This is a genomic window from Pseudomonas sp. HAR-UPW-AIA-41 (assembly GCF_002304225.1).
In the GTDB taxonomy this organism is placed as follows: Bacteria; Pseudomonadota; Gammaproteobacteria; order Pseudomonadales; family Pseudomonadaceae; genus Aquipseudomonas.
In genome coordinates this window covers 322973-335048 of the sequence record NZ_NSLB01000004.1, presented here as the reverse complement: position 1 = coordinate 335048, position 12076 = coordinate 322973, and the positions used below count along the sequence as shown (strand labels likewise).

The following is a 12076-nucleotide window of genomic DNA, read 5'->3' as shown; positions in this document are numbered from 1 at the left end:
GGTTTAGATGAGAATAATTCCTATTCAAATAATAGCAAGTCGCAATTGGACTTTTCTTCGCCTCAATAAAAAGCCCATCGCGTGGATGGGCTCTTCATGGCTGGCCGGGGCTAGTGCGTGCGTGCGACAGCGAACCGGGTCAGTTCGATCAGTGCGTCGCGGAACTCGTTGTCCGGCAGAACCTGCAGACTGTCGATGGCGCGCTCGGCGTAGTCACGGGCGAGGCGGGCGGTGTAGTCCAGTGCGCCGGCAGCTTCAACGGCGGCGCGAATGCCTTCCAGATCCTGACTGCCGCCTTGCTGGATGGCCTTGCGCACCAGATCGGCCTGCTCGGCAGTACCGTCGCGCATGGTGACGATCAGCGGTAGGGTTGGTTTGCCTTCGGCCAGGTCGTCGCCGACATTCTTGCCGAGGGTGGCAGCATCGCCGCGGTAGTCGAGCAGATCGTCGACCAGCTGGAAGGCGATGCCCAAGTGGTCGCCAAAGGTCTGCAGCGCAGCCTTCTGCTCATCACTGGCCTCACACAGAGCAGCAGCGCTGTGGGTGGAGGCCTCGAAGAGCATGGCGGTCTTGCCGCGGATGACTTCCATGTAGGTTTCTTCGGTGGTGCTGGCATCGCGCACCTTGGACAGCTGCAGCACTTCGCCTTCGGCAATCACCCGGGTGGCCTGGGAGAGAATCTGCATGACCGGCATGGAGCCGAGCTCGACCATCATCTCGAAGGCGCGGGAGTAGAGAAAGTCACCGACCAGTACGCTGGGCGCGTTGCCCCACTGAGCATTGGCGGTGGCACGGCCACGGCGCATGCCGGACATGTCGACCACGTCGTCGTGCAGCAGGGTGGCGGTGTGCAGGAATTCGATGGTGGCGGACAGCAGGTTGAGGTCGTCGCCCTGCTTGCCCAGTGCGCGGCCGACAAGCAGCACCAGCAGCGGGCGCAGGCGTTTGCCGCCGGCGGAGATGATGTAGTCGCCGATCTTTTCCACCAGAGGCACGCGGGATACCAGCTGTTTGCGGATGATGCCGTCAACGGCGGTGAAATCATCTGCCACTACGCGATAAAAGGCCTGGGGTTGCATCGACGCCGGGTACTCCGTTCAAGTTGCGCGGCATGCTAGGTGGCAGGGGGGGAGGTGTCAAGGTAAAGCCCGGTCAGGCTTGCGTTGCAGGCGGCTTTTCCGTAATATCGCGACCCCGAACTTCCCAGGGCAATCCCTGACTTACGCAATTGCCTCGGAGCCCTCCGGCCCCGGGCAGCCATGCCGGCCAATACCTCTTCTTATAAAGAGCCGGGTGAGCAGGCTTAACGGAGATACATCCATGTACGCAGTAATTGTTACCGGCGGCAAGCAATACAAAGTCGCTGAAGGCGAATTCCTCAAGATCGAAAAGCTGGACATCGCCACTGGCGAAGCCGTCACTTTCGATCGCGTTCTGCTGGTTGCCAGCGGTGACGACGTTAAAATCGGTGCTCCGGTTGTTGCTGGCGCCAAAGTGACTGCCGAAGTAATCGCTCAAGGCCGCCACGACAAAGTGACCATCATCAAGTTCCGCCGTCGTAAGCACCACATGAAGCGTCAGGGCCACCGTCAGTGGTACACCGAAGTTAAAATCACCGGCATCCAGGCCTAATTCTTTTTCAGGAGAATTGACTCATGGCACACAAAAAAGCTGGCGGTAGTACCCGCAACGGCCGCGACTCAGAAAGTAAACGCCTTGGCGTGAAGATGTATGGCAGCCAGGCAATCAAAGCCGGCAACATCATCGTTCGCCAGCGCGGCACCCAGTTCCACGCCGGTGTTGGCGTTGGCATGGGCAAAGACCACACCCTGTTCGCGAAAGTGGACGGTGTCGTCAAGTTCGAAGTAAAGGGTGCCTTCGGTCGCCGTTACGTGAGCGTTGTCGCAGCCTAATTGCGACCATGCTGGAAAAGCCCTGTCGCAAGACGGGGCTTTTTTGTTTGTGCGGCTGACGCGGATGCTCCGTGTCTGCCTGTATCCTATGATTCTGTTTTTTCAACCCGCCGCGCTGCGGGAGGCGTCCAGATGAAATTCGTCGATGAAGTATCCATTCACGTCAAAGCCGGTGACGGCGGTAACGGCATGATGAGTTTCCGCCGTGAGAAGTTCATCGAGAAGGGCGGTCCCAATGGCGGTGATGGCGGTGACGGTGGCTCCATCTATATGGAAGCCGATGAGAACCTTAATACGCTGGTGGACTACCGCTATACCCGTCGCTTCACGGCGCAGAATGGTGAAAAGGGCGGTAGCACCGACTGTACGGGTGCCAAGGGCGAAGATCTGATTCTGCCGGTGCCGGTCGGTACCACGGTGATCGATGCGGCTACTCAGGAGGTTATCGGTGATCTGGTCAAGCCGGGTCAGCGACTGATGGTGGCGCATGGCGGCTGGCATGGTCTGGGTAATGCCCGTTTCAAGTCCAGCACCAACCGGGCGCCGCGTCAGACTACGCCGGGTAAGCCGGGTGAGGCGCGGGATCTCAAGCTGGAACTGAAGGTGCTGGCCGATGTCGGGCTGCTGGGTCTGCCCAATGCTGGAAAAAGTACCTTTATCCGTGCGGTTTCCGCCGCCAAGCCGAAGGTGGCGGATTACCCGTTCACCACGCTGGTTCCCAACCTGGGTGTGGTCAGTGTCGGGCGCTACAAGAGCTTTGTTGTTGCCGATATCCCGGGGCTGATCGAGGGTGCCTCGGAGGGTGCGGGGCTGGGGATTCGCTTCCTCAAGCACCTGGCGCGCACGCGTCTGTTGCTGCATCTGGTTGATATGGCGCCGCTGGATGAATCCGATCCGGCGGTGGCGGCCGAGACCATCATTCATGAGCTGAGCAAGTTCAGTCCAGCGCTGGCGGATCGTGATCGCTGGCTGGTGCTGAACAAGGCCGACCAGTTGCTCGATGATGAGCGTGAAGAGCGTCTGCAGGATGTGATCAAGCGTCTGAACTGGACCGGTCCGGTGTTTGTCATCTCTGCGCTGGAGCGTGAGGGGACCGAGGCGCTGAGTCAGGAAATCATGCGTTATCTCGACGAGCGTACCCTGCGCATGGCCGAAGATCCTGAGTATGCTGAGGCGCTGGCCGAGCTGGATCGGCGGATCGAGGACGAGGCGCGTGCCCGTCTGCAGGCGCTGGATGACCGTCGTGCGCTGCGTCGCGCTGGTCTGCGCAGCGTCGATGACGTGGGCGATGACGACTGGGATGATGATTTCGAGGATGATGAAGATGGTCCGGAGATCATCTACGTCCGTGATTGATAGCTGCACACTGGCTGAGGTGCGGCGCGCCGGCGCCGCTTGTCTGAGCGCCGCATGGGCGGCGGCTAAGGTTGAAGAGCATGCGGGATAAGGTAACTGGCGCGCAGCGCTGGGTGGTGAAGATTGGTAGTGCGCTGCTGACCGCCGATGGTCGCGGGCTGGATCGTGGTGCCATGGCGGTATGGGTCGAGCAGATGGTGGCCCTTCGCCGTGCTGGCGTCGAGCTGGTGCTGGTGTCTTCCGGTGCGGTGGCGGCGGGCATGAGTCGTCTGGGCTGGGCCACTCGGCCGAGTGCTATTCATGAGCTGCAGGCGGCTGCGGCTGTGGGACAGATGGGGCTGGTGCAGGCCTGGGAGTCGAGCTTTGGTGAGCATGGTCTGCACACTGCGCAGGTCCTGTTGACCCATGAGGACCTCTCCGACCGCAAGCGCTACCTGAATGCCCGTACCACCCTGCGTACCCTGGTCGAACTCGGTGCCATCCCGGTGATCAACGAGAACGACACGGTTGCGACCGATGAAATCCGTTTCGGTGACAACGATACCTTGGCGGCTCTGGTGGCCAACCTGGTTGAGGCTGACCTGCTGGTGATTCTCACGGATCGCGACGGCATGTTTGATGCGGATCCGCGCAACAACCCTGATGCGCAGCTGATTTTCGAGGCGCGCGCCGATGATCCTGCGCTGGATGCGGTTGCCGGCGGTACTGGTGGTGCGCTGGGTCGTGGGGGTATGCAGACCAAGCTGCGGGCTGCACGTCTGGCGGCGCGCTCCGGTGCTTACACCATGGTCGTGGGTGGGCGTATCGAGCGAGTGCTGGATCGGCTCAAGGCGGGTGAGCGTCTGGGTACGCTGCTGTCGCCTGAGCGTGGTCTGCTGGCGGCGCGCAAGCAGTGGCTGGCCGGGCATCTGCAGATGCGTGGCACTCTGACTCTGGATGCAGGAGCGGTGAAGGCCCTGACCGTGGATGGCAAGAGTCTGCTGCCGGTTGGTGTGCGTGCGGTCGAGGGCAGCTTCCGCCGCGGCGAGATGGTCGCCTGCGTCGGTCCGGATGGTCAGGAAGTCGCGCGCGGGCTGGCCAACTATTCGGCTGCCGAGGCACAAAAGATCGTCGGTCTGCCGACCGACCGTATCGAGGCGGTGCTGGGCTATATCGATGAGCCTGAGCTGGTGCACCGCGACAATCTGGTGCTGGTCTAGCAAGTTGTTGAAAAACTACCTGCGTTGCCATCGCGGCGTTAAAAACAGGCTCAAAATGCTCATTTACCGCTCGTAAACTGCGCTTTTTCGCCTGTTTTTGCCTTGCGCTGGCGGCCTCGCCAACATTTTTCAACAGCCTGCTAGCGCCTGATTCTTGGCTGGGTGCGGTGGCGTTCTGCGGTCGCGCCATTGCCTTCTCTGTCTGACTGGGTGACTCTCTGTGCGGAATGATTCTGCAAGGAGAAGCCTGTGTTCAGTGTTCGTTGCGCCGTTCTGGCGCTCAGTCTTTTGCCTGTGATGGCCTCTGCCGAGGTGATTGGCGAAGTTTCGACCGTATTCAAATGGGTTGGGCCAAACGACAAGATCGTGGTTGAGGCATTTGACGATCCCAAGGTTGAGGGGGTGACCTGTTATCTGTCGCGTGCCAAGACGGGTGGGGTCAAAGGTGGTTTGGGGTTGGCCGAGGATCGTGCCGAGGCGTCGATTGCCTGTCGTCAGGTCGGGCCGGTGCGTTTCGTCGGTCAGCTCAAGGATGGCGAGGAAGTGTTTAAGGAGCGCACTTCGCTGGTGTTCAAGACCATGCAGGTAGTGCGGTTCTTCGATCAGAAGCGCAATACGCTGATCTATCTGGTCTACAGCGACCGGGTGATCGAGGGAAGTCCGCAGAATGCGGTAACCGCGATTCCGATTCTGCCTTGGGTGCACTGAGTGCGGCTGAGGTTTTCTACAGGCACAAAAAAACCGGCTCAAGAGCCGGTTTTTCTGCATCATCGCATCAGGCGGCGGTAGCCATTGCCTTGATGTGAGCGTTCAGACGGCTCTTGTGACGAGCTGCCTTGTTCTTGTCGATGATGCCTTTATCAGCCATGCGGTCGATAACCGGAACAGCCAGAGTGTAAGCGCTCTGAGCTTTTTCCAGGTCTTTAGCGTCGATCGCTTTGACAACGTTCTTGATGTAGGTGCGCACCATGGAGCGCAGGCTGGCGTTGTGGCTGCGACGCTTCTCAGCCTGTTTGGCGCGTTTTTTGGCGGAAGGTGAGTTGGCCACCGTCGAGCTCCTCAAAATCTTGGGAATAGCGAACAAATTAAGGTCGCGAATTATTCCCTTGCGGTTGGGTAGTGTCAAGCGAATTAGCAGCGGCGTTTGCTGGCCTGACCAGCGGCTGCCCGGCTAAACTCGCTGTCTTTGCAAGCGGTGCGCTGCCTGTGGGCAGATGAACGATCACCGCGGTGGCGCATTCTATCCGGTCAGGCTCAATGAATCTGCTGAAATCGCTGGCGGCTGTCAGCTCAATGACTCTTCTGTCGCGGGTGCTGGGCTTTGTGCGCGACACCATTGTGGCGCGCGCCTTCGGTGCCGGCATGGCGACTGACGCCTTTTTCGTGGCGTTCAAGCTGCCCAACCTGCTGCGGCGGATTTTCGCCGAAGGGGCATTTTCGCAGGCTTTTGTGCCGATTCTGGCGGAATACAAGGCGCAGCAGGGCGAGGAGGCGACGCGCACCTTCATTGCCTATATTTCGGGCCTGCTGACGCTGGTACTGGCTCTGGTGACCTTGCTCGGCATTCTGGCAGCGCCGGCCATCATCTGGGCGACGGCACCGGGTTTTGTCGCCGATCCCGAGAAGTTCGCCCTGACCACCGATCTGTTGCGGGTGACCTTTCCTTATATCCTGCTGATTTCCCTGGCTTCACTGGCAGGGGCCATTCTCAACACCTGGAACCGCTTCTCGGTGCCGGCCTTTGTGCCGACGTTGCTGAATATCAGCATGATCGTTTTTGCTCTGTTTCTGGTGCCGTACTTCGATCCGCCTGTAATGGCGCTGGGCTGGGCGGTGCTGGTGGGTGGCCTGCTGCAGTTCGTTTTCCAGCTGCCTGCATTGAAGAGGATCGGCATGCTGGTTCTGCCGCGCCTGAATCTTCGAGATACGGGCGTGTGGCGGGTCATGAAGCAGATGGGGCCGGCGATTCTCGGGGTGTCGGTCAGCCAGATCTCGCTGATCCTCAACACCATCTTTGCCTCCTTTCTGGTGGCCGGTTCGGTGTCCTGGATGTATTACGCCGATCGCCTGATGGAGTTGCCGGCCGGTGTGCTGGGCGTGGCGCTGGGCACCATTCTGCTGCCATCGCTGGCGCGTACCCATGCTCTGGATGACCGCACCAGCTATTCGCAGCTGCTCGACTGGGGGCTGCGGCTCTGTCTGTTGTTGGCGCTTCCGGCCTCTCTGGCGCTGATCGTGCTGGCCAAGCCGCTGGTGGTGACCCTGTTCCAGTACGGCGCCTTCACTGCGCTGGATGCCGACATGACCTGCAGGGCGCTGGTGGCCTATGCCGTCGGTCTGGTCGGGATCATTCTGGTCAAGGTGCTGGCGCCTGGCTTCTATGCCCGGCAGAACATCAAGACGCCGGTGCGTATCGCCATTTTCAGTCTGGTGGCGACGCAGCTGATGAATCTGCTGTTTCTCTTCGTGATTCCGCTGGCCCATGCCGGTCTGGCGCTGTCGATCAGTCTGGCGGCCTGCCTGAATGCCGCGCTGCTCTTCTGGCAGTTGCGCCGTCAGCAGCTGTACCAGGCGCAGGCTGGCTGGCCCGTATTCTTTTTCAAGCTGTTGCTGGCGCTGGCGGTGATGGTCGGTGTGCTGTTGCTGGGCATGCGTTATGTACCGGCTTGGGAGTTGGGTGGCATGCCGCAGCGCATGCTCTGGTTGGGCGTTCTGGTGGTTGCCGGCGCCGGCAGTTATTTCGCTGTGCTGTTCGCTCTGGGTTTTCGTCCCCGCGACTTTGCCCGGCGCGCAGTGTCCTAATGGCTGCGCGCCTGTTGTCGGCGCGTGGCTGTGGGTATAATCGACCACTTTTTAAGCAAGTAGCCTGATATGCAGCTGGTCAGAGGTTTGCACAATCTGAAGCCCGCGCTCCGCGGCTGTGTGGCCACCATCGGTAATTTCGATGGGGTGCACCGTGGGCATCAGGCTATTTTGCAGCGTCTGCGCGAGCGCGCTGCCGAGCTGCAGCTGCCCAGTTGTGTGGTGATTTTCGAACCGCAGCCGCGCGAATTCTTTGCCCCTGACAATGCGCCGGTGCGCCTTTCTCGCTTGCGCGACAAGCTTGAGCTGCTGGCCGCTGCCGGTGTCGACCGGGTGCTGTGTCTGGCCTTCAATCGTCGCCTGCGTGAGCTCTCGGCTGCCGACTTTGTGCGTACCGTGCTGGTCGAGGGGTTGGGTGTGCAGCATCTGGAAGTCGGCGATGACTTCCGTTTTGGCTGTGACCGCGCCGGTGATTTCTCCTTTCTGGAGCAGGCCGGGCGGCAATTCGGCTTCAGTGTCGAGGATGCCATCACCATCGAGCTGGATGGTGAACGGGTCAGTAGCACGCGGGTGCGTAATGCCGCGCAGGTGGCTGACTTTGCCCTGGCTGAGCAGTTGCTGGGGCGGCCGTTCAGCATCAGCGGACGGGTTCTGCATGGCCAGAAGCTGGGCCGTCAGCTCGGTACCCCGACTGCCAATGTGCAGCTCAAGCGCCGCCGTGCTCCGCTCAACGGGGTCTATCTGGTCAGCGTCGAGCTGGATGGGCGTGTGCAGCCGGGCGTGGCCAATATCGGCATGCGTCCGACCGTAGCCGGCGACGGCCGCGCGCACCTGGAAGTGCATTTGCTGGATTTTGCCGGTGACCTCTATGGTCGCCGGTTGACGGTGGTCTTCCACCAGAAGCTGCGGGATGAGCAGCGCTTTGCCTCGCTGGAGGCTCTCAAAGCGGCGATTGATGCCGATATCGCCAGTGCCCGCGCCTATTGGCAGCGCGCCAATTCCTGATCATGAGCCGGACCTAAGATGACCGATTACAAAGCGACCCTGAACCTGCCGGAAACGGCGTTCCCGATGAAGGCCGGCCTGCCACAGCGCGAGCCGGAAGCCCTCAAGCGCTGGGACGGCCTGGGCCTGTACCAGAAGCTGCGGCAGATTGGCGAGGGTCGCCCGAAGTTCGTCCTGCATGACGGCCCGCCCTATGCCAATGGCAACATCCACATCGGTCATGCGGTCAACAAGATCATCAAGGACATCATCATCCGCTCCAAGACCCTGTCCGGCTTCGATGCGCCCTATGTGCCGGGCTGGGACTGTCACGGTCTGCCGATCGAGCACAAGGTCGAAGTGACCCATGGCAAGCATCTACCGGCCGACAAGACCCGCGAACTGTGCCGCGCCTATGCCGCCGAGCAGGTTGAAGGACAGAAAGCCGACTTCATGCGTCTGGGTGTGCTGGGCGACTGGAGCAACCCCTACAAGACCATGGACTTTGCCAACGAGGCCGGTGAAATCCGTGCGCTGGCCGAGATGGTCAAGCAGGGCTTCGTGTTCAAGGGCCTTAAGCCGGTGAACTGGTGCTTCGACTGTGGCTCGGCGCTGGCCGAGGCCGAGGTGGAGTATCAGGACAAGAAGTCCGATGCCATTGATGTCGCCTTCACCGTCGAAGACGCCGACAAGCTGGCCGCTGCCTTCGGCATGAGCGCGCTGAGCAAGCCGGCCGCCATTGTCATCTGGACCACCACGCCCTGGACCATTCCGGCCAACCAGGCGCTGAACGTTCATCCCGAGTTCACCTATGCCCTGGTCGACACCGGTGAGCGCCTGCTGGTGCTGGCCGAGGAGCTGGTCGAGAGCTGCCTGCAGCGCTATGGCCTGAGCGGCGAGATCGTCGCCCGCGCCGAAGGCCGCGCGCTGGAGCTGATCCGCTTCTGCCATCCGTTCTATGAGCGCTTCTCGCCGGTCTATCTGGCTGAGTACGTCGAGTTGGGCGCGGGTACCGGTATCGTTCACTCGGCACCGGCCTATGGTGAGGATGACTTCCGTTCCTGCAAGCACTACGGCATGAGCAACGACGACATCCTCAGCCCGGTGCAGAGCAATGGCGTGTATGTGCCGGATCTGCCGTTCTTCGGCGGTCAGTTCATCTGGAAGGCCAATCCGCAGATCGTCGAGAAGCTGCGTGAAGTCGGCGCGCTGCTCAAGCACGAAGGCATCCAGCACAGCTACATGCACTGCTGGCGCCACAAGACGCCGCTGATCTACCGCGCCACCGCGCAGTGGTTCGTCGGCATGGACAAGCAGCCAGAGTCCGGAGCGAGCCTGCGCGAGCGTTCGCTGGCCGCCATCGAGCAGACCGAGTTCGTTCCCGCCTGGGGGCAGGCGCGTCTGCACGGCATGATCGCCGGTCGTCCGGACTGGTGCATCTCCCGTCAGCGCACCTGGGGTGTGCCGATTCCGTTCTTCCTGCACAAGCAGAGTGGCGAGCTGCACCCGCGCACCGTCGAGCTGATGGAGCAGGTCGCTCTGCGCGTGGAAGAGCAGGGCATCGAGGCCTGGTTCAAGCTCGATGCAGTCGAGCTGCTCGGCGCTGAAGCAGCCGACTATGACAAGATCAGCGACACCTTGGATGTCTGGTTCGACTCCGGTACTACGCACTGGCATGTGATGCGTGGCTCGCACCCGATGGGGCATGAGCAAGGCCCGCGCGCGGACCTTTATCTGGAAGGCTCCGACCAGCACCGTGGCTGGTTCCATTCCTCCCTGCTGACCGGTGCGGCGATTGATGGTCATGCCCCGTACAAGGCGCTGCTGACCCACGGTTTTGTCGTCGACGAAAGCGGTCGCAAGATGTCCAAGTCGCTGGGCAACGTGATCGCTCCGCAGGAAGTGAACGACAGCCTGGGCGCCGATATTCTGCGTCTGTGGGTTTCGGCCACCGACTATTCCGGCGAGATGGCCGTTTCCAAACAGATTCTGGAGCGCAGCGCCGACGCCTACCGGCGTATCCGCAATACCGCACGCTTCCTGCTGGCCAACCTCAATGGCTTCAATCCGGCGACCGACCTGCTGGCCGATGAGCAGATGCTGGCTCTGGACCGCTGGGCAGTGGATCGCGCCCTGCTGCTGCAGCGCGAGATCGAAGAGGCCTACAGCAGCTACCGCTTCTGGAATGTGTACTCCAAGGTGCACAACTTCTGCGTACAGGAACTTGGCGGTTTCTACCTCGACATCATCAAGGACCGCCAGTACACCACGGCGGCCAACAGCGTGGCGCGTCGCTCCTGTCAGACCGCGCTGTACCACATTGCCGAGGCGCTGGTGCGCTGGGTTGCGCCGATCCTGGCGTTCACTGCTGAAGAAATCTGGCAGTTCCTGCCGGGCGAGCGCAACGAATCGGTGATGCTCAATACCTGGTATGCCGGGCTCAGCGAGCTGCCGGCCGACTGCGAGCTGGATCGCGCCTTCTGGGACGACGTGATGGTGGTCAAGGCGGCGGTGAACAAGGAGCTGGAGAATCTGCGCGCGGCCAAGGCTATTGGCGGCAACCTGCAGGCCGAAGTGACCCTGTTCGTGGATGATGAGCTGTCAGCCAAACTGACCAAGCTGGGGGATGAGTTGCGCTTCGTGCTGATTACTTCCGCCGCCCAGGTCGCTCCGCTGAGCGCGGCCGATGCCGATGCGGTGGCCACCGACAATGCCGGCCTGAAGCTGAAGATCGTCAAGTCCGCACATGCCAAGTGCGGTCGCTGCTGGCATCACCGTGCCGATGTGGGCGCGCATGCGGCTCACCCGGAACTTTGTGGCCGCTGCATCGAGAATATCGATGGTGCCGGCGAGGTGCGTCAGCATGCCTGATACCGCCCGTTTCGGCCGGCTGAAGTGGTTGTGGCTCAGTCTCCTGGTGTTCGTGCTGGATCAGGCGAGCAAGCTGTTCTTCGAGAACAGCCTGAGTCTGTACCAGCAGATTGTGATCATCCCTGACTACTTCAGCTGGACCCTGGCCTACAACAAGGGGGCGGCGTTCAGCTTCCTCGCTAGCGAGAGTGGCTGGCAGCGCTGGTTCTTTGCCGCTGTTGCTGTGGTGGTGAGTGTCGTACTGGTGGTGTGGCTGAAGCGCCTGAAAGCCAACGAAACCTGGCTGGCACTGGCTTTGGCGCTGGTGCTGGGTGGTGCCATCGGCAACCTGTTTGACCGCGTGGTGTATGGCCACGTTATCGACTTTATTCTGGTGCACTGGCAGAACCGCTGGTATTTCCCGGCGTTCAACCTGGCGGATAGTGCAATCACCCTGGGTGCGATTCTGCTGGCGCTGGATATGTTCAAACCGCAGAAATCCGGAGAGCCGGCGCATGACTGAGCAACGTATTGGTGCGGCCACGCAGGTAACCCTGCATTTCGCCATCAAGCTGGATAACGGTGATGTGGTCGACAGCACCTTCGACAAGCAACCGGCGACCTTCACGGTTGGCGATGGCAGCCTGCTGCCGGGCTTTGAACAGGCGCTCTACGGGCTCAAGGCCGGTGACAAGCGCAGCCTGCCGATTGGGCCCGAACAGGGCTTCGGTCAGGGCAATCCGCAGAATATTCAGGTCATGCCGCGCGCTCAGTTTGCCGACATGGAGCTGTCCGAAGGTCTGCTGATCATCTTCAATGACGCGGCCAGTGCCGAGCTGCCGGGCGTGGTCAAGGCGTTTGACGCCAATCAGGTGACCATCGACTTCAATCACCCGCTGGCGGGCAAGGACCTGACCTTTGACGTCGAAATCATCGACGTCAAAGCCGCCTGAGTCTGTTGCCCCCGGCGCC

The 12076-nt window shown here is 61.1% G+C and carries 12 protein-coding genes; 10 read left to right on the top strand and 2 right to left on the bottom strand.

Annotated elements, in window-relative coordinates:
- Positions 1–110 precede the first annotated feature (110 nt).
- Entirely contained in the window at positions 111–1079 is a 969-nt protein-coding gene (locus CK486_RS10805) for a polyprenyl synthetase family protein (RefSeq protein ID WP_095940298.1), read from the bottom strand.
- A gap of 241 nt (positions 1080–1320) precedes the next feature.
- Between CK486_RS10805 and rplU the strand changes: the two genes are divergently transcribed.
- The 5 genes from rplU (at position 1321) to CK486_RS10780 (ending at position 5176) form a co-directional block, all read left to right on the top strand.
- Positions 1321–1632: a 50S ribosomal protein L21 gene (rplU, locus tag CK486_RS10800; protein ID WP_095940297.1), complete on the top strand. Its 312-nt coding sequence runs from the start codon at positions 1321–1323 to the stop codon at positions 1630–1632.
- Between the two features lie 23 nt (positions 1633–1655).
- Positions 1656–1913: a 50S ribosomal protein L27 gene (rpmA, locus tag CK486_RS10795; protein WP_095940296.1), complete on the top strand. Its 258-nt coding sequence runs from the start codon at positions 1656–1658 to the stop codon at positions 1911–1913.
- A 132-nt stretch (positions 1914–2045) separates the two neighbouring features.
- A complete protein-coding gene (gene cgtA, locus CK486_RS10790; protein ID WP_095940295.1) occupies positions 2046–3269 on the top strand; it encodes an Obg family GTPase CgtA in 1224 nt (407 codons plus the stop codon).
- A gap of 80 nt (positions 3270–3349) precedes the next feature.
- Positions 3350–4468 carry a glutamate 5-kinase gene (proB, locus tag CK486_RS10785; protein ID WP_095940294.1) on the top strand — a complete coding sequence of 373 codons (1119 nt, stop codon included), beginning with the start codon at positions 3350–3352 and terminating at the stop codon, positions 4466–4468.
- A gap of 297 nt (positions 4469–4765) precedes the next feature.
- On the top strand, positions 4766–5176 hold the full coding sequence (locus CK486_RS10780; RefSeq protein ID WP_095940360.1) for a CreA family protein: 411 nt from the start codon (positions 4766–4768) through the stop codon (positions 5174–5176).
- Positions 5177–5243: 67 nt separating this feature from the next.
- Here CK486_RS10780 and rpsT read toward each other — a convergent pair whose 3' ends face one another.
- Positions 5244–5516, bottom strand: a complete 273-nt coding sequence (rpsT, locus tag CK486_RS10775; protein ID WP_095940293.1) for a 30S ribosomal protein S20 — start codon at positions 5514–5516, stop codon at positions 5244–5246.
- 209 nt (positions 5517–5725) lie between these two features.
- On the opposite strand from rpsT, the gene murJ reads away from it, so the two are divergent.
- The 5 genes from murJ to fkpB all read left to right on the top strand — a co-directional run bounded on the left by murJ (position 5726) and on the right by fkpB (position 12057).
- Positions 5726–7270 carry a murein biosynthesis integral membrane protein MurJ gene (gene murJ, locus CK486_RS10770; RefSeq protein ID WP_095940292.1) on the top strand — a complete coding sequence of 515 codons (1545 nt, stop codon included), beginning with the start codon at positions 5726–5728 and terminating at the stop codon, positions 7268–7270.
- A gap of 69 nt (positions 7271–7339) precedes the next feature.
- Entirely contained in the window at positions 7340–8275 is a 936-nt protein-coding gene (gene ribF / locus CK486_RS10765; protein ID WP_095940291.1) for a bifunctional riboflavin kinase/FAD synthetase, read from the top strand.
- An 18-nt stretch (positions 8276–8293) separates the two neighbouring features.
- Positions 8294–11125, top strand: a complete 2832-nt coding sequence (ileS, locus tag CK486_RS10760; protein WP_095940290.1) for an isoleucine--tRNA ligase — start codon at positions 8294–8296, stop codon at positions 11123–11125.
- Complete coding sequence (gene lspA, locus CK486_RS10755) at positions 11118–11627, top strand: signal peptidase II (RefSeq protein WP_095940289.1); 510 nt, start codon at positions 11118–11120, stop codon at positions 11625–11627. The genes ileS and lspA overlap by 8 nt, the downstream gene beginning before the upstream one ends.
- Positions 11620–12057: an FKBP-type peptidyl-prolyl cis-trans isomerase gene (gene fkpB / locus CK486_RS10750; RefSeq protein ID WP_095940288.1), complete on the top strand. Its 438-nt coding sequence runs from the start codon at positions 11620–11622 to the stop codon at positions 12055–12057. Before lspA ends, fkpB begins: the two co-directional genes overlap by 8 nt.
- Positions 12058–12076: the final 19 nt, after the last annotated feature.